The organism is Marinoscillum sp. MHG1-6 (assembly GCF_024714475.1).
Taxonomy (GTDB): Bacteria; Bacteroidota; Bacteroidia; order Cytophagales; family Cyclobacteriaceae; genus JAMZMI01.
In genome coordinates, this window is the sequence record NZ_JAMZMI010000009.1 from 160531 (window position 1) to 183887 (window position 23357).

At 43.0% G+C, this 23357-nt stretch carries 9 protein-coding genes; 3 read left to right on the forward strand and 6 right to left on the reverse strand.

Annotated features, from left to right (window positions below):
• Nucleotides 1-58 precede the first annotated feature (58 nt).
• The 6 genes from NXR94_RS16445 to NXR94_RS16470 form a co-directional block, all read right to left on the reverse strand.
• Nucleotides 59-1378 (reverse strand): hypothetical protein, encoded by a 1320-nt coding sequence (locus NXR94_RS16445; RefSeq protein WP_258105772.1) that lies wholly within the window; start codon nt 1376-1378, stop codon nt 59-61.
• A gap of 1 nt (nt 1379) precedes the next feature.
• Complete coding sequence (locus tag NXR94_RS16450) at nt 1380-2483, reverse strand: PorT family protein (protein WP_258105773.1); 1104 nt, start codon at nt 2481-2483, stop codon at nt 1380-1382.
• 18 nt (nt 2484-2501) lie between these two features.
• Entirely contained in the window at nt 2502-5741 is a 3240-nt protein-coding gene (locus NXR94_RS16455; protein WP_258105774.1) for a hypothetical protein, read from the reverse strand.
• Nucleotide 5742: 1 nt separating this feature from the next.
• A complete protein-coding gene (locus tag NXR94_RS16460; protein WP_258105775.1) occupies nt 5743-7248 on the reverse strand; it encodes a DUF4062 domain-containing protein in 1506 nt (501 codons plus the stop codon).
• A 64-nt stretch (nt 7249-7312) separates the two neighbouring features.
• Complete coding sequence (locus NXR94_RS16465; protein ID WP_258105776.1) at nt 7313-10576, reverse strand: HEAT repeat domain-containing protein; 3264 nt, start codon at nt 10574-10576, stop codon at nt 7313-7315.
• 130 nt (nt 10577-10706) lie between these two features.
• Nucleotides 10707-11516: a PorT family protein gene (locus tag NXR94_RS16470; RefSeq protein ID WP_258105777.1), complete on the reverse strand. Its 810-nt coding sequence runs from the start codon at nt 11514-11516 to the stop codon at nt 10707-10709.
• Nucleotides 11517-11718: 202 nt separating this feature from the next.
• Between NXR94_RS16470 and NXR94_RS16475 the strand changes: the two genes are divergently transcribed.
• The 3 genes from NXR94_RS16475 to NXR94_RS16485 all read left to right on the forward strand — a co-directional run.
• A complete protein-coding gene (locus NXR94_RS16475; protein WP_258105778.1) occupies nt 11719-13749 on the forward strand; it encodes a PorP/SprF family type IX secretion system membrane protein in 2031 nt (676 codons plus the stop codon).
• Nucleotides 13749-17066 carry an FG-GAP-like repeat-containing protein gene (locus tag NXR94_RS16480; RefSeq protein WP_258105779.1) on the forward strand — a complete coding sequence of 1106 codons (3318 nt, stop codon included), beginning with the start codon at nt 13749-13751 and terminating at the stop codon, nt 17064-17066. Before NXR94_RS16475 ends, NXR94_RS16480 begins: the two co-directional genes overlap by 1 nt.
• Before the next feature lie 230 nt (nt 17067-17296).
• The coding region (locus NXR94_RS16485) for a LamG-like jellyroll fold domain-containing protein (protein ID WP_258105780.1) at nt 17297-23357 on the forward strand (6061 nt) is incomplete at its 3' end.

Consider the following 23357-nt stretch of genomic DNA (forward strand, 5'->3'; position numbering starts at 1 on the left):
TAAAGGTCAATTATTTTTTAAACTATTTCAATATAAACTTTCACTATTCAGGAATTCCTTACTTTAATTCGGCATCCTGATTAAATTTTATCAGCCCTAGTAGACTAATACCACTTCCAAAATCGAAAGTACCCAGCATCACAATTTCTCCGGTTACCGGCAACGTGATGGCTCTAATCGCCCTGTCATTACCAGATTCCAATCCAAAAAAATCATCAATGTCCTCTATTTTATTTCCAAATGCATCCACCTGGATCACCATGGCCTCCTCCAGCCTTGACTCATTTAGACCCGTTTCAGTCACGTTTGGTTGAAAGGAGTTGTAGCTTCCCATGATCACGTAATTTCCATTAAATGCTCGGGTGATCGTAAAGGCCTGAGAATTAAGGCTAAAGTCGTTAGATATTGGTGTAGCATATTGAAGATTGGCCTGATTAGTGATTTCCATCAAAAAAGAGGTATGCGAAGCACCTGTAATTGAGCTACCACCAACAACTTTATAGCCCGCCTGAGTTTGCAACACATCGTAAGGCACATCATTGAACTGATTCAGATTACTAACTTCTGTTGTTGCATCCAGTCCATATACACCCGAGGCATCGACTTCTCCGTAGATATTGGTAAATACTACCCTGACATTAGTACCTGACCAGTCTCCACTTTGCTCTTGTGTTGATCCAAAAACAGCAAAGGTTCCATCCGCTCTTTGGAAAACTCTCAATGGAATATCATTTCCAACAACACCGGTTGTTCTACTTTCACCCCAGACCTCCGAGTTATCAGCCATTGCACGCTTAGAAAGATAAAATTGGCGGCCAGCTGTTGAAGGATTGGCAAGATCGTTGGGCTCAAGCGTTAATGCCGACCCAAGAATCAAAACACTTTCTTCTCCCTCAACTTTAATGATATCGGCACCTTCCAAATCATTACCGGCATTGGTGATTTCATAAAAAGTAGCGTTATCCATATTCAGGTCGTGACCCACGATTCCCCACACAAGTTTGGTTTCCTCAGAAGTATTTGCTGAAGTACCAATTACCAGGTATCTGTCATCATCCAATTGAACCAGCTTTTTAGGCACATCAATCAAACTCTCACCTAAGCTATCTGTAAAATCTTTGGAAACTGCTTCTATCAGATTACCTCCTTCATCGGCTTTGGCAAAATAGAAATCAGTAGTTAAATCACCGCCCAAATTCTGAGAGCCGAGAAGCATGAACTCTCCATGCGCTTCATTATAGACAACATCTACGGCACGATGAACACCAGACTCTCCAAAGTATTTGATAAATATATCAGAGGGTATCGGGCTGGTATTGTCTGTCACAGAACAAGAAGCCAATAACAAGGCACCGATTAAAAGTTTCGGAAACTTCATATTAATAAATTTTCTTAGGACTATATATCGAATGTGACCAACCCACGGTAAAGCTCAGGGCATTGATAGATACATTATCTGGTACATATCCCAGGTCAAAAGATGTGCTCTTGCTTTCGTATCTGTTCTCCGCTTTGATATAGTTAGTTAAGGCATTATCATAACGTGCCTCCACCGTCAGATAGTGGGTTTTGATTCTCAACTTCATTCCAAGTCCTCCAAACCAGGACACATCAAAAGTGTTCACAAGATCATAGTCCTGAAGATCACTCCTATTTCCCGGTAACGTATAAGCTGTACCACCTTGCCTTGATGCTTCTGCATAAGTTCCACTCATTAGGAAGTCAGCACTCATACCTCCATAGACATAAGGTTTGATTTTATGTGCCTGGTGTTGGCTGTACCACAAGTTATATCTCGCTAAAACCGGTGTTCGAAAATAAACCTGACGATTGTTAACCGACGATACGGTACTGGAATTCACCAAATAGGTATCCACATTGTAACTTGATATTCTGATCTGCGGACCTCCTGCTACTTCTATACCTTTCCATAGATGTCTTTCCGCCATTAACTCAATTGTCAGACCTATTCCCTGACCGGAAACCGGCTTATAGCCACTCCCTGATCCTGAAACCAACTTACCATTATAATACTTGGGAAAAGTCTCTGTATTGGTAGGGCTGTAACTATAATCATCAATGATGTTAATCATCGTCATATTAGCCCCAATTCGAAGTGCAATTCTTAGAATTGGATCTGTTCTAAACTCCGCCATCAAAAACTCCAGTTCTCGGGGATCAACCTGGTTATCCAGTTGATGCTCCGGATCGGCCTTTAACAAACCAATAAGCGCTATTTCGGCCTTGGTCTCCTCATCCATGAATATATAGGTCTTGGTGAGAAGCTTCCGAGCTCTGATTTCCTCTTCCTTAGACAAACAGTCCGCTGAAAGTAAATCATTGATGACCCCAGGTATAGCCAATAGACGCCCTGCTTCATAGTCATCTTCCGCTTTATTTAATCGCTGCGTACAGTTTTGTGCTAATAATTGATGAATAGTACCTACCGATATCAAAAAAATGATCAGTACAATTTTTTTCATAACTGATTTTTAAACCTATTAATCGTCCTCTCTTTGTGGTAGTCCCTCACATGTTGTGACATAATCAATATCCTCACCAACATATTGACTCCACTCTGTATCTGACATATTTCCTCCAATCAAACCGCAAATTCGTGCAGCGTAGTTATCGGGAGTAGTTTCGAACAATCTTATGATTCCATCCTCACACGCTGTTACAAACCTGTCTCCAGTTGGAGCAAAATCAACTGAATTTACCCAGTCGGTATGGTCGTCAAATACGGTAGGCAAATCATAAATATTCTCAGTATCCCACATACGTACCGATTGGTCTGTGCTTGACGCAAGAATAAGCTTATCATCCGGGCTAAATTGCACAACAGTAACCGGGGAGGTAAACCCAGTTAATCTTGGACCGGAACGTTCGCGTTTCTCCAAATCCCATACCGTAACTACTCCTTCATAATCTCCAATTGCTAGTAATCTGTCATCATGACTAAAATCTAGAGCCTGGATGCGTTGTTCACTACCTTTTTTGTATACAATTTTGGTTTTCTCATAACCTTCGGAGGTAAGGTCAATCATATAAATTTCGCCTCTATCAGTACCTACTGCTATTCTTGTACCATGGTAATTAATAGCCAAAGCGGTAGGTTTAGCAGTCAGCAAGGCAATTTCTTCATTCGTATCTTCTGTATGAAGTAACACCCTGTTGTCAGCACCCGTTGAAATGAATTTTTGACTTGATTCCGGCAAGAATACCAAATCATATACACTTCCTCCCCTGTGCCCTTCAATCTTCTTAGGCTTTTCAGATGGATTCTTTAGATCAATCAGGAGAATATTGGCGTCATTGGTTCCCAACGCCAAATACTTCTCATCCGGACTAATGTTAGCAACACTACTGAAAGCCGTCTTACGGAAGATTTCCTTGTATTGCCTTTTACCAGACTTCATGTCCCAAACCAATAGACGGCCATCGCTACCAGCTGAGTACATTTTATTTCCATCGGCTGAATAAAGAACAGATTTCACACCTACGTTTTTGACAATACCGGTTTCCGGATCAACTATATCCTGATAACCACGATACTGATTCATCACTGAATCACCGTCATTCAGGCTATAAGTTACCTTTTCACCATCGACATCGATAGTTTCTTTTGTATCCAGTACTCCTTGCAAACCATAATAAATACCGGCATAAATATCACCGTTATAATTTTTATTAGGATCACCATACTCCTCATTGTATAAGAAGGCCTGCTTGGCTACGACAGCTTTTAGCTCATCATCGTTCTGGATTTTCGTTGCCTTGATCGCCATAGATTGGGCAATGGACTGCATCCTCAAGTTTTCCGCCTGAATCCGCTGCTCTTCGGCTATTTTAGCATTCCTTTGGGCCTCTTTCTGGGCATCCTCAGCCACTACTCTTGCTTCATCCGCCGCTATCCTCGCCACTTCAGCCTTTGCTTTCTCTGCATTGGCTATCTCCGTTTGTGCCTCAGCAATGGCTGTCTGCTTCACAGCTTCCTCTCTCTGTTCTTCCGCTTCTTTTTGCGCCTTCGTTGCTTTATTTCTTTCCAGAATAGCTTCCTCTGCATTCTTTTCAGCCTCAACCTGCAAATCTTCCGCTCTTTGTCTTTGTTCTTCAGCTACCACGAGAGCCTCCTCCGCGTATCCTTTTTGCAGATAGGCATTAATAATGAAAAACAAAGAAACTAACACCGCAAAACCAAGGAACAAGGCGGCAAACCTCATCCGTTTTATCTGGCGTTTCTGAAGTAGTTCTTTATTCCTTTGTTCAGTGATATAAGCCTTCTCGGAGGTCTCCAGGAATACAATGGTTCTTTCAAAAGCAGGATTGTATCTCTGCCCCCAAACAAGAGTCGGCTTGTTTTCCTCTCTCCAGTTCAGTGCCAACTGAAGGTCAGGCATTTTCCATAGAGATGCTCTACCCTGCTGGAACCTTTCAGCAGCCTCAGACAGTTTGAGGTACATTTCAGCAGCTTTAGATTCCTCATCCAACCATCTCTTCAGCCTATCCCAGATACGCATCAAACTCTCGTGAGAGATATCGATTACAGTTTCGCTTTCAAGTCGTATACCATATGGAGGCATCAAAAGTGATCGTCCGGGCTCCCTGAACTTGTCCACCACATGAATCACCTCATCATCAGTCACACCTGCAATGGAAGCAATGGTTCCCAATTTCGTCGGTCTCCTGATTCCCTGGTTTTCACTACCACGTTCCGTCAGTGACTTAAACATTACCTCACAAATTTCCTTTTCCCTCTTTGATAAAGAGTCATAGGCTTCATTGGCATGTTGAGACAGGGCTTCTCTCAGGGTACCGATGGCATTGTAATGACGCAAGTCCATCATCTCACCATGCTTTCTGTTATCTACCCAGAAAGACCAGGTTCTCATCAAAGCATGTTGAAGAATAGGAAGTTGGTCAGGATTGTCCCCAACATCATTCAATAGCTGCTGAATTAAACGCGGAGCAATTTTACCTCCACCAACAGCAACCGGGCCATCAATAGCATTCCTTTTTTGATCCCGGGTCATCTGAGGAATCAGATAATGGGAATCGTTTATCATCTGAGTCAGATCAGGGAACTTAGCACACTCCCCAATAAAGTCTGACCTCATGGTAATCGTCACATAAATTGGTTCTTCAAATTGGTGTATCGCCTCTAAAAGGAGATTCACAAAAGCGGAAGACTCATCCATATCAGAATGTGCTGCTTCGAGCTTCCTAAACCTGAAAAGCTCTTCAAACTGGTCAATTACAACCAGGATATTCTGATCATCATCGGTTTTAAGTTGCTTGATCACCTCAACCAACCCAAGTGAACTACTCCTTAGAACAGTTCCAATGATGGTTTTCTTGATCAGTTTGTCTTCCTCTGATAAACTGGAAAAGGCCTTGTCTTTTATCAACAACGCCTCAGCTAAATTATCTATAGGCCCACCTCCTGGTCTGGCTACTACCGTTCGCCAGTTGGAACCGGCTTCGGTCATAAACCCTCCATTCAATGAAGGCACCAAACCACAATACATGAATGACGACTTACCACTACCGGAAGAACCCAGAATCGCAACAAATCGATTTTCTGCCAATTTCACCAATACCTCGTCACTCTGACCCTCACGGCCAAAAAACAGGTGGCTTTCTTCAATTCCGAACGGTCTTAGTCCTGGAAAAGGGTTAATTAACTCGGTGATATCAACGATATCCTGCCCCTCGTCAATTTTGATTTCTTTCTCACTCATTTTAGTTCTCGAGTTTGGTTAGAAATGGTTTTAGATGCTCTGGTTTAAACCCTCCATTATTTCCCAAGACCAGTGCGTTATTTTTTTCAAATTGTTTTAAATCTATGTCTTCCTTCGGGCCATCCATATAAACTGCCTTAGCCAAAAGTTTCTTTTCGCGTCCAAATCCAGGGGCTTTCAATAAATCCTGTAATTTGGTTTTCAGCCATGCTTCAGAAGATTTTCCGTAATAAATGATTGAAGCATCACATCTTCTCAGGTTCTCCTGGTGGATATACCTTATGTCCACAAGGTCTCCGTCAAAACTCGGAAGCACTACTTTATATCCCGAATCTTCCAGGTATTTCTTTACTTCTTTGCTTTCATTTCTATCCTTCTTATCTGTCATCAGATAAATCACCTTGTTGTCCCCTTCTTCCTCAAGTTTATACCCTTTGATGTTTCGTTGCGTATTAAACCTACCTCCGGTTACCAGTTCCTCCCGAATAATGGATTTTAATTCAGGAATGGTGATTTGAAGAACTTCAGCTTCCTCCAAAGAAGCAGCCTCACTTTTCAAATCTTCAATAAATATCTTTTGTCGCTCTGTAACATTTTTAAGATCTGGAGACAGCCAAATTAATCTACTAAATGGTGTTTTGTCCTTGGCGGTCTTATTGTACTCCGCCATATCGTAAGTATGAGTAGAAGCCAATCGATTTTGAATGTCCACAATAGATAAGTCAGACCCTTTAGGTTTATAACCATAATCCTCACCAATCAAGTGAATAGACAGGCGGCATTTATCCAGGTCTCCCTTCACCATTGCCTCCAAAGGAGCAGATTCCTTAGGAAGGGAGTGCTGAGGCAATACCTTATAGCCATGACGTAACAACTCACGCTTGATGATGTCGCGCTGAATCACCATGTCTACTCCAGTACTGGCCAGGTAAACTGTTTTTTCCCGATCAACTACTGATTTATCATCCTTTTTCTCACTTTTGATCCCCTCACTAATCAATTGATTGATATCGTAAGCCATATCCACCAACTTCATCCAGTAACTTCTTTCAGCTTCATTTCCAAAGAAACGTTTGAACACCAGAGGTTCACCAGTTAACGGATCAACGATATAGAAATCATAAGGAATCAGATCACCCAGGGATGGTAAATGTTGGTCAACTTCATAAGGTTTGATATTGATCTTAAATACCCGTGGGATCCCTCCCACCCTCAAGGTACCTTTGGAGGTCGCTGCACTTGCAAAGTTCTCCACAGCCGAAATGAATCCTTGATTACTAATTAGGTTAGGGGTGGTTACCAGAAGGATAGCTCCAGCATTATCCAAATCCACATCTCCAAGATCGCTATCCGAGATCATTTTGATTTCGGCATCGTGCTTTGAAATTTGAGACAATAGAGTGGATAAGAATTTATGAAAGTTCGACACCCAACCTTTTAAACCGCCCTCAATGGGTTGATTATCCGCTTCCGAATAACATAGTAGAATGTCCCTTTTAGAACTCATTTCTCATTTAATTAGGTGGTTAATATTCAAATGTACCAATTGCATGAACCAATTCAAATTATAGCTAAACGCTGAACAAAGCATCCGATAACTCGACCTCTTTTTCAACATATCCATTGAATATATTCACAAATACCTCCATGGCCTCGATATGCTTGGACATGAAGTCAAATAGATCCTCTTTTGACAAAATCAAGAAAGTACAACGGTTACGTGTGAGCGCTGTAAAGTCATACACGTCATCATCCAAAATGACCTGCTCACCAACAAGGCTTCCCTTGCCTCTGGTCTCCATCATCTGATCTCCCTTATATATATCAACCTCTCCTTCCAGGATCATATATATAGGCAATTGCCCATGATCCCCTTCCTCTACTATGGTGGTGCCTTCCTGAATACGAACCTCATCCAATAATTCAGTCAGGTCAGCGATCATGTCTCCCGGAATATGTTGCAACTCATAAACCTCCTTCACAAAAAGTACTCTCTCAATCAATAATAGCTTTTGATGGAAGTCCTCATCTTCTCCACGGAATACCGGAGGCAGTATCGCCTTATCCAGTTCCTTTTTCACAGAAGGCTTTAACCTCTTAGTATTCAGGTGATAGGCATCGGTATCCAGCTTATACATGGTATAAGCCGCGGTTTGTAACAATAATGGATCAGGGTTAAATAAATTGGCTATTAGGTCATTAGAAACCTCCACTCCTTCCATCTGACTAATGCGGTATAATGCCAAAGCCTTTGTATACCTGTTTATCCTGTTATAATCTCGATTGATGACCTGCAACAAAAGATCATAATAAGATTCAAAGTCTTCCGGAGGATAGAAATTATGAAGCTTATTCAGTTTGTCCTCTAACTTGATTTCATCGACAACTGGGAATAATTTTGGTTTGAGCTCTTCCTCGACGAATATATTCATCATCTCCACTCCGAAAGTGATACTTTCTGAGGTTCCGTCCTGAATGTTTTCTTTAACCAGTCGTATGTTTTGAGAATCATAGATCATGCTCAAAAGCATGAAGAGGTTATTATAATTTCTTCGATCCTCTTCCTTGAAAGCTGCTGAAATCATTTCATCCACATGGTTCTCTTCCTGAATCTCAGTAGCCGTTTTCATATTCCAGGTGATATCACCAATTTCTGACTCGAAGATCAATTTGATCCTTGCCGATTGGAAATCTCTTGATTGGAATCCCTGATAGCTAAGCGCAAGCAGAAGTTCAGAAACAATTTGCTTATCCGGAAAATCTATTTTCTTCCAAAGAAGATCCTGAGCGGAACGCCCGCCTATTTTACCAAGCAATTGAATAATCCTAAACATGGTGCTTGGATACTGCCCGGTTTTATAAAAAGAGGTATCAATAGTATGAAAAGCCGCCTCACCACCTAATGCAATCGCCGACATCGCAACATTTGAGTAGGTAGAATGATGTAAATGTTCCACAAGAACAGGCCAAAGTTCCGGTCTGCGTAATTTTCCTGCTGAAATTATCGCAGCTTTTCTCACCTTAGGGTTGATGTCTCGAAGCAACTCCAACACATAGGGCAAATGTTTGTCATCTGTTGACTTTGACAATATTCTGGCACCATATACACGATCTTCAGATTCTGTTGATCTGATGAGTTTTCTCAAACTCACATCATTCATTTCGTAGGCTTCTGCTTTCTCCAGGTTTTTGATGGCTGTTTTTGCCAACGCTAAAGCTTCTTCGTCACCTTCTGACTTCGCATCCTTTTTAATAATCTCAAGGGCATCAAAGCAAACAAGTTCATCTAGCTTTTTATAAGCATATCGTCTAACCTCCGGAAAACGTACATTTAGTGAATCCAACAAAGACCTTTCAAGTTGAATTGGATCAATTCTCTCCAATACTTTCAATGCATTGATAATCCGAGACGGTTCCTTGCTGGAAAGCTCTTCCTTAATCACATTCATCGGAGTATCTTCATTTCTGGCACCCTCTCCCTTCAAGGCTTTCTTCTGCTCCTCAAGTGTCTCTTTTAAGGTGACCTTATATTGATCAAACAGTTTGATTGCCGCGAAAATTACTCCTACGGCAATTCCCACAATAAAGTATGAGTAATGGATCAGCTCAAAATAGGTAAGCAAACCAAGTCCCATCTGGGCTGCACCGGCTACGAGGATCGCTAACTGATTAATTACCCCTTCAATCCTTGACTGGATATCAAAGCGTATTCTGATATCTATTGGTAAGAAGAAAAGCTTGAAAGCCGGACTTTCCAGGGCATCACGCAAACTGGCCGTAAACGCTTTTGCACTTACAGTAAAGAGAAAGAAATACAAGAATTCCTTAGTCCTGGTCTCATAACCATATAAGTGTCCTGAAAAAATACCACCTATAGTAAAGAGTATCAGGATAATGGGCATAGTCATCAGGGCCACCTTCAACCCAAAGCGATCAATAATAATGTCATTGACAAAACTCTGGATCAGGAAACTCATGATCATCACCGTTCCTGAGAAGAAGGAAAGGAACGTCGTTAATTGATCCTCGTCCGGAAAATTGATGTCTGTTACACTATAAAATGTATAATCAACGAAAATGCTGGCACCCACTGAAAATATCAGGAAGAAGCAAAGTAATCGCAGATATGGATTTTTAAACAACCCAAAGAAATTCACCTCTTTAGGCTTGTTCTTATCATTATCGCCACTTTTAGTGGCTTTATCTACATTGAAATCTTTAATGATCCAAAGCGTGAAAATCAGCACCCCAAAAGAGGCTATCGCTGAAACCAATAGCAAATCATATGGGTGATCCATCCCCGGAATTTCTTGAATGAACGGAATCGAGAAGAAAGCAAGGATCGTTGCAGTCAGCGCTCCCGTATCTATTCCTCCAATAATTCTTTTTGAAGCCCTCAGATCGAACATCCTACCGAAAAGTCCCCAAAACCCAACCAACGTTATGGCTGTTATCGGACCAATCATAACGAACATCGTAAATGGCAGATACTTCAGCTCCTCTTTACCACTTTCAAATTGAGTGAATGAAAAGGCCCCACGCATACCCACCATAAAGAGAACAATGAGGAAAAAGATAGAAACAATCAGCGTACTGTAGTTAATACGCTTCTGAAGAATTACAAAAAGGTATGTAGTAAATATCCCGGCAGCACCCGCAGCGAAGAAAGCCTGGTCCAAATAGCTTTCATCCATTTCAAGAAGAAACAGGGTTTCGGCACCTACTTGATAGGTCGCCAGGAAGATTCCCATAAAAAAGCCCATGCCCAGTAATAACAACATTGGCTTTTCTTCTCCGGGTTCTCCCCCGAGGAATGCTAGAAAAGACTTTAACACGTTCGGTCGGTATTAGGTGATCAGTGAGTTAAAACTATGAATATTTCGTGAATCAATCAATCAAATGGTCAAGTCAATTCACGAAAAGTTAAAATTCAACCAATAACCCAATTCAAGTCAAAAGATTCATTTACTTTTTATGTCCCTTTTTCTTGTTGCTCTCAGCGTTAGTACTTCTTCCTTTTCTCTGGAGCTGTTGGTCAAATTCAAATAAATAGGAAACAGATACAGAAAATGTATTATTCCTATATGACATCCTTTCGTTATATCCGTAAATTCCTACCGTTAAATCAGGGTTTCCATTAAAGCCCATGTTTGAGTGACCATAGTAATATCTAAAGTCTACCTGCAAGCGACATTTAGTAATTAAATCCAGATAGAACCCTCCTCCTACCGCCAAGCCAAACTGCATAATGTTTGCCTGAGGCACTGCGACCACACCGTTTTCTATATCCGATTTTGATTGCTGAAACACAACCTTATCATATTTCAATAATCCCTGCTCAAATTCTGACTCCCCTCCATTGATCTGCCCTTTACCAGCTACCCAAAATCGCATTTTAATCCCGCCATTAACATAATAATGCACTGGAGGAGTCCTGCCAAAAGTCATCCTAAAAAGCATAGGAGCTGAAATAAAATGGTTGGTGGTGCTGCTCGAAGCATCGTACCCAAGATCAAACCTGCTTTCCAAATCTTTTCTAATCTGCTCGTAGTAAAGCTCACCATGAACCGAGAAAAGCTCAGATGCCTGGTAGATCACTACTCCGCCAGCTTCAAAATTAAAAGTAGGACTCACTTTCACATCCTCTTCAGTATATCTTGGGCTCTGATATTTGAAACTACTTAAGCTAACTCCCGCTTTTGGGCCAAACCAGTACTGCGCATCAGCAGATAAAATGGTAAAAAGAAAGATTGCCAGGAAGGTGAAAGTTCTCATTGTCAGTTATTCTTGATTGTAATAATACTAAAACCCGAGCTAGTTAGGGCCATTTTCACCCCCTTTTTTCTTAGTATGATTCAATGAAAACCAGATATCATTATAAAACACCAATTGCCTCAGCAGTTGCAGATCATCAGATTAGTTTGTTATTTTAGCATTAATTCGACAAATCCTTTTAGTAAAAAGGGTCAACTGGTGTATGAAAAGAATTCTTCCTGTACTTCTATTGTTTGCCACTATTCACTTAAGTGCGCAACAAGTACCTCATGTCTACAATCAGTTTTTCATGAATCCCTACGTTTACAACCCTGCGTATGCGGGTGTTGAAGGACATAGTGTGTTATTTGTGATGTACAAAAATCAGTGGGCCAAAGTTGATGGCGCTCCTGTGGAAATGCATGCTAATTTTCATATTCCACTTAAAGGAGGTATGGCATTTGGTGCTTTCGCATATAATGAGTCCAATGGCCCGTTGACGACCAGTGGTGGCAAGATCACCGGGGGCTATCTTGTTAATATGGATCGAACCCACTTTCTAAGATTTGGACTTTCTATCGGTGCAGGAAATACCATGCTCAATCAAAACGGACTGGACCTGAGCGATCCGGCCATTGGCGGTTTGGTCAAATCGAGTAGCTTCCTTTTAGGAGACCTGGGCGCCACTTACCATTTTGGTCATTTTAATGTTGGTGTTTCCTTACCTACCCTCTTCAATCCCGGTTTATCCATTAGTAAGGTGGAAGGATTGGCACCCATAAGATTCAAACCTACAGATAACGTCATGGTAAAGGCAAATTACCGTGGCCATATCAATGATAATCTTGCTGTAGAACCTCATATAATATATAGGTATAATAAGTACTTCCCAAATCAATACGAGGGGACAGTCATCTTCCATATTTATCACATGGTCTGGGCAGGAGCTACCTACCGACAAGACGCAGGTATTGCAGCCCTACTCGGATTCAAAGTCAAAGAAGTCTTAGGGGTGGGTTATGCATACGAATTGGGAAATGGAACCTACGGAAGTCAACTCGGAGGATCACATGAAATCCATATCGGCTATCACATTGGTGCCAAGAAAGACCACGCCGAGCATGTATCATCTTTCATCAAAAGCCACAGACTGGATGCTGAGCAACGTGCTCAACAGGCGGAACTTGAACGACAGAAAAAACTGCAGGAGTTGAGAGAAAGTCGTGAGGCCGCAGCGGCAGAGAAAAAAGATGACGATGCTCTTGGAATCTTAACGCCTCCTCCAACAGATGAACCGATTGAGGAAAAGGAACCTGAAACGAAGGAAACCAAGTGGAGCTACGAGCGTGAAGACAACCTGGTTGAACGTGTAAATGAGTATGGAGAAACTGAAAAGGGCGTTAAACTGGATCGCACCAATGCAGAAGGAGAAAAAGAAATAGTATTCAGCTGGCTGCCTCCTCCTCCACCGGGCGCCAAATCTGAAACTTACCAAATTGCGAATCCGGATGAACCACTAAAAGAACGAAAGCGCCCTGATGGCACCACTGAAGTTGGGGTAAAATGGGTTCGAACGTTGGATAATGGAACCAAAGAGGTCCTGGTTATCTGGAATCAGGTGATGTCTGAAACACAGGCAGAATCAATAGATCATGAGCCTTCACAAACAATGGGACTTGGTGATGCGAAAATCGTGATTGCTGCGACGCCAGTGCCTACTCCTCCGGTAGAAGTAGAAGTTCCTGTTGAAGTGGAAGAAACGCCGGTCGTTGAAGAAACGCCAATTATTGAGGAAACTCCGGTAATTGAAGAGACACCGGTAGTCGAGGAAACACCAGTAGTAGAAGAGACACCTATTGTGGAAGAAACTCCTGTTGTAGAAGAAACCCCGGTTGTAGATGAGACACTACCAGTTGTCGAGGAACCTCCAGTGGTTGAGCCCCCAACAATTGAAGAGCTTCCAAAAACTGATGTGCCTCGTGAGGTAAAAAGAGGCAATCACATGCTTGAGCTACCTGTTGGAAATTACGTGGTAGCAGGAGCATTCAAATCCTTTGAACTTGCCGAAAATTATAGCGATAAACTTTTCAATAGAGGTTTCCATGATACCAAAGTTGGATACCAATCCGCTCACGGATATTACTATGTGGTGATTTTTCAATCAAGTAATCTAAACTCCGCCAATCAAATGAGAAACAGATGGAAAACCCGCGATGGGCTTTCTGATGTATGGGTATTAAAGGTTAACGAATAATGAAGCAACCTCTACAAATTATTGTATTAGGATTGGCATGGATGGCCATATCATTCACCACATTGGCACAACCTGTGGTCAACTCTTTGAGTAAGTACAGTGCCCCTGCAGGAGAAGTCATCTCTATTAATGGATCAGGATTCAATGCCCCTTTTCAGGTCAATTTTGGAGCAGGAAAAGCGGTAGTAGAAAGCTCCACTTCTACTCAAATCAATGTGATCGTCCCTTATACTGCGACCTATGGACCTGTTACCGTGACCAACACCTCTTCTGGTCGGTCTAGCTCCTCTTCGAGACCTTTTACTCTATCCTTTGGAGGTAGCGGAGCCCTTGACGACACCAAATTCGATGCTCAGGTTAACGTAGATATTGCTCCCGGCTTGTTGACGTGGGATGTTTGCTTATGCCATCTGGATGATGATGAGGATTTAGATGCGGTTTCAACTTTCAGACAAACCGGGCAGATCACCGTCCTAAATAATAATACAGGTCCCGCTAACACCACAGTTGATTTCTCCGTTGCAACTGTTTCCCCGGGCAACCCGGTTACCTTCCCTCCCAATACTGACCGTATCATTTGTGAAGACCTTGATGGGGATGGAAGAAACGATCTTATTTTCACCTCTGTAGAATCCACTTCCAATTTTCATGTGCGTATTTATCCTAATGAGTCCAGCATGACGCTCGGAACGCCTATTAGTTTTACCATTCCCAACAGAGCTGATGCAACCAATAGAAGTGCGAGTAGATTAAGAGTTGCGGATTTGGATATGGATGGTAGAAAGGATTTGATTATCGCCAGTGAAGAAGACCCTTACCTGTTCATTTACCTAAACACTAGCAGTGTTGGGAGCATTTCAGTGAACGCCACTCCATACAGCCTGAACCTTCCGGACATGGATCGGGCTACTTTAATTGAGGTGGGGGAATTAAATGGTGATGGAATCCCTGACCTCGCCGTCGCATCGAACGTATCAGGTCAAGTTAATCTTGTGAAGAATTTAAGTTCACCAGGCTTTTTAAATTTCGCCACTCCTGTGCTGGCTGGCAACAGTGCAGCTCGGACGGTCATGAAAATGGGTGACCTGGACCTTGATGGGTTAATGGATATTGCCTTTACCTCTAATAGTGCCAACCGTGTGGCGGTCATGAGAAATACCACCAGTTCCAGAACTGCCACCATCAGCATGGCCAGTGAAGTGTCTCTAACCAATCTGACACAGGCCTATGGTCTGGACCTGGGCGACTTGAATGGTGATGGTTTGGTAGATATTGCAGCAACCTCTTTGAATAACGGGATTCACCTTTATCAAAATACTACCTCAGGTTCCACGCTATCATTCGCGGCGGCCGAGGCCATAACCCTTGATAACATCCCGGCCCTTACCACCCAAAATGCGGCAAGACATATCAAAATTGCAGATGTCAATACCGACTCCAAGCCTGATTTGGTTTTTGCGTTCAACAGTAGGGACTCACAAACAGGTATCTTTTCCGTAATTGCGAACAGGACTTGTATTGATCCGGTGATTTTACCTTCCGAATCACTTTCTTATTGTAACGGACAAACTATTTTGCTTTCAGCTCCCTATACTACCAATGCCACTTATGCTTGGACTGAAATAGGTAGCGGTGATGGCACCCTTGTTTTTAGTGCTACTGATACTCGAGAAGTAGAAGTTACAATAACAGGTGGATCAAATGCACATCAAGTTCAACTAGAGATCATCTATGCATTAGAAAGTTGCACGGGCCTCAGAACGGAGACAAAAACGTTCAATTTTAGTTCGAATCAATCTCCTATAGCAAGCATCACGGAACCGGGTGCCCCCTATTGTGCTGGCGATGCCATTACTCTTTCAAGCGCTAACACTGCGGACAATTACTACTGGACCTTACCCAATGGGTTTGAAGTCAATACTCAATCTGTGAATATTGCCAGTGCAGGTCCCCAAGATGCCGGTATGTATATTCTTCGCGTATTAAACAATGGCGCCTGCCCGACTGATCCGGATACGGTGATTTTGGACATAGACATCCCGCCATCAGTAACCATTGCCAATGAAAGCGGTGACAATTACTTCTGTCAGGGTGTTCCAATAACACTCGCCGTACCGTCATACACAGGATTTGATTATGAATGGTTTGAAAGTGGCGTTACAACAGGAATAACGACCAATACAATCAGCGTATCCGATTCTGGTGTCTATACTTTGGAAATTACTTCTCAAGCCAATGGTTGTTCATCGTTATCAGACCCTTATGAAGTCTATGGCATTGACGCACCTATGGCCATGATGGATGCCGTCGCCGGAATATGTCTTGATGTCCCTATGACCTTCACGGCAACCTCTACCGGAAACGGTAACTTTACGATGACTCACTCATGGGATTTTAAAGACGGTACTAGCGTCGTCACCGGAGCATCTGTTCAGCATACTTTTACCTCAGCCGGCACTTATGCAGTAGAACTTTCTTCTGCATACAACGAAATTGATATGTGCGCGGATATCGTTACCATGAATGTAACTGTAAGCGCACCCACAAGTATAGCCATTACGGCCCCACAAACAGAAAAATGTGCCAGTGATACTGTGGTAGTTGAGCTGCCACAGAACTTCCAGTCCTATCTTTGGTCAACCGGGGATACCACCTACTTCACCAATGCCATCACAGGTAATGATGTTACCTCCGTGACACTCTGGGCAGATGTAGTGACGGATATTGGATGTAGCGTTCGGACTGACAGCATCACCATTTCCAATTATCCTAATTCAGGTATGACCATCACGTCAACCGATGCGACAATTGTAAATGACACTATCCAGCTAGAGACAGGAGTTACTTCCGTTTCATTAACATCCAGTGTGTTTAATGGAACTAACTATACCTGGACGTCGGCAGACCCGAGCATCCTGAGTAACACATCGGGGGAAACAACCACTGTGTTCCCTCGACAACCAATTACTGCAGTGACTGCCATTGCTGATGGTGAAGGCGGTTGTGTTGAAACACGAACCATCGTCCTCATCAGGCCGGGGTTGCACCCTGCTAAGGCATTTTCGCCTAACGGCGATGGTATCAATGACTGCTGGGAAATTATTAACCTGGCGGGTTCTTCAGGATGCAAACTGTATATCTTTGATAGCAGAGGCAGGATCCTGTATACATCAGAGGAAGATCCATTCACTAGTGACTGTGCCTGGGATGGAACGACCGTAGACAGCAATGTACCATACAAAGGAATTTATTATTTTGTATTAAAATGTTCGGACGGATCTCAGGGTCAGTCAGGCACGATTTTATTGGCAAAATAACTTACCCCTGTACCAAAATATTACAATTTCATTTTCCAATATGAAGTATCTAAGGGCATCATCTTAGATTATTAATATTTTATATTAATTAATTGCACTTTATATTTGATATTAAAATTGGCTAGAAAGACACTAGCTTTTGGTTTTCAGCGGGTTTTCGTACCTTTCCAAGTGGGTTACTTGAACCTCCTAACTTGTATTTAACAATGCAGTTACACCAACTCTCAGTTATGAAAAGCACCAACTACAAATTCTATTCCCTATTTACCCTAGCCCTACTAAGTTTTACGAGCCTATCCGCCCAGGAAGTCTGTAACAATGGAGTAGACGATGACGGTGACGGATACATCGACTGCTATGACTCCGATTGCTCAGACAATGCTGACTGTAATAACTTCTTTTTAGGCAACTCAGTAGCCTGTCAGGAGGAACCAACGGCCAATCCTGCATTCAGCATGAGACTACAGTGGGCTTCTGCCAACGAGTCTGCTGATAGCTATGCTACTCCCATGGTAGGTGATCTAGACCAGGATGGAATTCCTGAAGTGGTAACCATCAACTGGATTAAAAAAACTCTAAATATTATTAATGGGTCCGACGGTACCAACTTTATATCGCCTGTAACTCTTGACTTTAACCCACAATGGCAGGTAGCTATCGGGGATGTAATGGGTGATGAATGTGCCTGGATTTTTGTAACTGAACATGATTTTAGCAGTCTTGCCAATAGTACCAAAGTAGTAGCTTATGACTGTAAAGGAACGCCGCAATGGCAGGTTGATGCAAGTAAAGGATATGGCCCGGGGGTACCTGGGCTTGCTGATTTTAACCAGGATGGTGTACCTGAACTTTATTATCGTAACGAAATAAGAAACGCACAAACAGGTGCCCTGCTCGTTCAGGGCATTGGTTGGGATTATGCATGGTATTTTGATGTGGCTTTTGGTACGCTGGCCATTGATGTGCTTGGAGATGATAAACTTGAATTAGTTACCGGAGGAGAGATTTATTCAGTAAACATCACCAATGGTTCGGGTACAACCGGAAACTCGGTCACACTTGAAAGAAACCTGGATGACCTTTTAGATGCAGCAGGCGAATCGGCCTACTCCTTCCGATACTATAGAACTTATATCTCTGCGGCAGACTATAACCTGGATGGCAACATGGACCTTGTCCTGTCAGGAGCCATTGATGATTCTAATGGAGATCCATTTACTACGGTTTTTTTCTGGGATGTAGCCGGAAGCACGGTTGATTATTACCAGGACCCAGCCAATAACTGGGCACGAGGAACGGGTCGTATCAATCTTGGAGATGTGGATGGTGATGGACAAATGAACGCGGTCTATGTCTCAGGGGAAGCTCTATATGCCCTTGATGAGAACATGGACCTATTATGGAAAGTAGGTGTAAAAGAGACGTCATCAGGATTTACTGGTTGTACCATGTTTGACTTTAACGGAGATGGTAAGACCGAGACAGTTTATCGAAGTGAGGATGTATTGATGATCATTTCGACAGATGCCTCAGGTTCTGCGACCATCTCAAGTCAATCGCTTGCCTGTATATCAAGAACTGCTGAAGAATACCCGGTTGTAGTTGATGTGGATGGCGATGGTGCCAGTGAGATTTGTGTTACCTGTCTCACCAACGATGGAATGTCTATCGATGGAAGCAATTACACCAATACACAGTATTCCCAGGTAAGGGTCTATGAAGCCGATGGAGGTGAAGTATGGCAACCCTCCAGGAAAGTATGGAACCAGCATGCCTACTTCAATGTGAATGTCAATGATGATCTGACTATACCAGCAGTGCAGCAGGATCACACAGTATCATTCGGTTCCGGTAATTGTACCTCAGGCACCAATAGAGCATTGAATGGATTCCTTAATCAATCTACCATCATTGATGAGACGGGCTGTCCTTCCTATGTCTCTCCTGATTTGGATATCGTAGGAACAATTACAGCAACACCTTCTCAATGTCCGGGTAGCGTTTTCAATGTAGATTTTGATATTCAAAACACTGGAGATACTGATATCTCAGGAACCCTTCCGATCTCGTTCTACGCTGGCGACCCTACTGTTGATGGGTCTGTTCAATTAAATACACAAACCGTTTCGCTTGTCAATCTGCTGGAAGATGAAATTTACAAGGTAACTGACATGGAAGTTGAAGGAATTGGTGGTGATTTTGATCTGTACATCGTACTTAATGACTATGGCCAGACCCCCCCTATCTCTTTCTACAGTGCAAGTATTGCTGAATGTGAGGTAACCAATAATTCAGCCAGTGTGGCGGTAACGTATCTACCTTTTGACGTAACAGTTGAAAAAGTGTCAGATAACATAAAATGTGATGAAACCAAGCCAAACAGCGGACGTGCACTTGCTTATTTTGATGGCACAGAAGAAGGAGAGTATGAAACCTTCTGGTTTGAAACTTTTAGCACCAGCTCAGCAGGTGCCACCTCTGAAAGTGCGGGTTCTTCGCTTTGGTCTTCGTCAACCGGTGGTGGATCAAACTCCTCAACCTACGGTGTTGGAACGACTTTCGGAGGAAACGCCTTTGAAGGAGAAAATAGTGATGGAAACAATGATGCCGGATATGTGACCTGGACCTCTGAAGAGATCAATATTTCAGCATACACAGACGTATCCATCTCGATAGATTTACTCTCCAATGATAATTGTGATGTTTCCGGTTCAGGTCAGGATGAAATTAAAGTAGTTTACAAATTGGACGGTGGTGCAGAAACTACGCTCACCAATGGACAACAATATGGTGACTTTGACTGGGAGCGTGCTACTGCATCAGGTTTGTCCGGGTCAACGTTACAAATCATTGCTTATATCACCACTACAAGAAATAATGAAGTACTTGGTCTGGACAATGTTTCGGTAAGAGGAATGTCCCCTACTGTGTCAAAGCAGTTCACGGACGTAGATGGGTATGAATTCTACTGGTATGACATTACTGCTCCGAGTACCATCCTATACACAGGAAGCGACTACAGCTCAATGGCTGAAGGTACTTATGGTGTTTATGCAAAAGCAGCTGATGCGGAATGTTTTTCAAATGTTGCCCAGGTAACCATTGACAGGCTACAACCTACCCTTCAGGTTTGGGCTTACTCTTCAACCCCGCTTACAGACTGTGAAACTCCGGATGGTTCGTTAAGGGCTTTCGTTTATACGGAAACAGATGGTGACGGCAACCCTGTGGATACGCTTTATGACGGTTATACTTTCACCTGGTACAGTCAGGATGGTCTTTACGTCATAGGTACGGGTGATACACTTGATCAGATTGACGCAACCCCATATGAGCCGAGAGCTTATCATAACAACTCAGGATGTACAGGAGCCTTTGGGGGTACGATCTCAGTAGAAACAGCTATTGAAGATCTTGATAGCGCATTTATGAATGCCACTATCAACCACATCACTACTTGTGGTGGTACGGGTTCAATTACAGCTAACTACACCGGGTCTTCTACCTACTCATACGAATGGTATATTGGCAGTTATGCCAAGCCTACCCCTGATTATACCACCGCCACAATCACAGGGCTAAGCACAGGTACCTTTACGGTAAGAGTGATTGATGATGCTACATCCTGTGCATCGGAAGAATTCACCTATACCATTCTGGATAATTCATCTAATCCAAAACCGGTTATAGATGTTATTGCCAACAACACTGCTTGTGGGGAAGATAGTTACAATGGCTCCGCAACGATTTCCAACCCGGTAAGTGGTACAGTCTACAACTGGTACTGGGGAACCAGTGCTACCCAGGCAAACAAGCTTCCAGGGGATGCAGTGCCTTCCGCTACCTTGAGTGGAAATACACTGTCCAACCTTCCTTCCGGCCTTTATACTGTGAGCGCTAAACAAGGTGGTTGTACCGTTTACGCCACTGCTGAAATCATTGACGAAACGGATGCACCCGAATTCAACTTCATCAGCCAGGTGGACGCCGGTGAGGGTGTGAATTTTAGTAATAAATCCTGGATCGATATCCCTCAGACTATTTCAGGATGGACAGAGCTGACAATTTCCTATTGGGTCTATCTTTCCAACGAAAACTACCTCAATGACCACCTGATCTTCTCATCAGGAGGTACCAGTGAAGATCAGGTCGTTCTTTGGACCGACGACACAGACGGACTATCCTTTGTTGTAAAAACTGAAGGTGACCCCGATAACGGCCGTATTAATAGTTTCTTCAAACCAACAGGCTGGACTCAGCTTACGGGAGTTTGGTCACTGGATGATATTAATGGTGATGGAATAGCCGGTGATATGTTCCTTTACGCAAATGGTGTTTTGATCGGTTCAGATAATTATGTCGGTACCGGAACCGGAATATTTGATGCAGGCTCAAGCATGTATATCGCAAGGGATGCCAACCTTGGGGTTAATAAATTTGAAGGTAGGATTGATGAGTTCAGACTCTACAACAAGGCATTTAATCCAACAGAAGTAACGAATGCAGTCTGTTCGACTGTTGACCCGGCAGAAGATGGTCTGGTAGTTTATTACGACTTTGAACCGGGTAATGTAACAGGTACAGAAGTCATTAATGTTGCCACTACGGTGAATCCTCCTGAGGCTACGAGAAACGCGGGCGAATCCGGTACTTTCTTCAATGGTGATTTGATCAAACAGGCACAGGGTACCTTTGACTTCCTTACCTCAAATATTGATTGTCCAATTGGATATGCTCAAAACAACTCTTCTTGTGATCCGAATACTCCTAATGGAGCGATGGATCTAACTGGGAAAATTGATCCCGCTGATGGTAACTATGAGTTTACTCTTTATTCAGGCTATGAGGCCATTGCCGATAGTATTATCGGTGGACCAACAGCAAACCCTGTTTTCTCCGGGCTGGCAAGTGGTTTCTATTTATTGAGAGTGGAGGATCTTGATTCTGAATGTTCTGCTGAGGATCTTCCATTTGCTGTGGCCGATATCCCCGACTATCCTGCTATCGTGACTACCATCACAGAGGACGTATCCTGTAATTCATCTGGTACCGGTGAAATCTTCGCTCAGGCTTATTCAGACGTCGTAGAACCAAGTTCTTATACTTTCCAACTTTATGATGGATTCTCTTATGATAATCCTATTGGTTCTCCTGTCACGGTTAGTGATGGGCTTGCAGGTCATACTTACACAGGCTTGACTGACGGCTCATACCGAATCGAAGTCATGAATGATGATTACACCTGTACCTTCTACAAAGACATTATTGTTGATGACAATCCTACAACCCCAACCTTTGATAATGTAGAGGTTGTGGCGAACACATCATGTTCTTCTGCTAATGGATCTATCACATTAGATATGCCAGGTCTGGAAACAGATTACACCTATACGTGGTATATCGGAAGTGTGGCTGATCCTGTAAATGAGATTGATACGGCTACTTCGTTTAGTCTAAATAATATTGGTGCTACCACACCATCGGCGAATGGTCAGTACACTGTAGTTGCTACCTCTATTGCCACAGGATGTGCGAGTGCCCCTCAAACAGCAACTGTCACTGACGAGCCTACATCTCCAGTCTTCTTAATTGATGAAGTGCAGGCTAATAGCGGATGTACTCCTGATGGCGCCGTGGGTATTGCTGAAGCATATACCATGGATGGTGGCCTACAAACTACTTCAGGTTATACCTTTGAATGGTTTAGTGATGCAGGATTGACCTCCTCTGTTACTTCTACGGATGATGGATTAACCAATACCGCTGAAACCCTCGAAAGCATTACCTATTATGTACGAGTTACTGACGATGTCACCGGATGTTTTGCGGTCAACAGCATCACAATCAGCAACGTACCTGAGTATCCGGAACTTACTCTGACATCCACACAGGACAACAGCAGTTGTGACCCTACTGGCTACAATGGTGAAATTCTTGTGGCCATAACAGGAGTGATTGACCCTGTTGCTGATGGTTATACTCTTGAATGGTACTACTCTGATGGCACGTTAGTTACAGATGGAGGAACAGTTTCAGGTAGTGCAACAGAAAACCTTACTGGAATTCCAGACGACACCTATAAAGTGGTAACCACAGCTCCAAATGGTTGTAATTCTGATACCCTCGTAGTTATTGTAGCACCTGGCCTTCCTACCCTTGCGGCAGGTACTTCAGGACTCACCGGTAACTCGGTCTGTGATCCCGACCTGAATGACCCGTCTAACCCTGATGCCAATGGTGCCATCACTTTTACCCCTACCGGAGGTACTACTTATGCCTTCGCACTTGAAA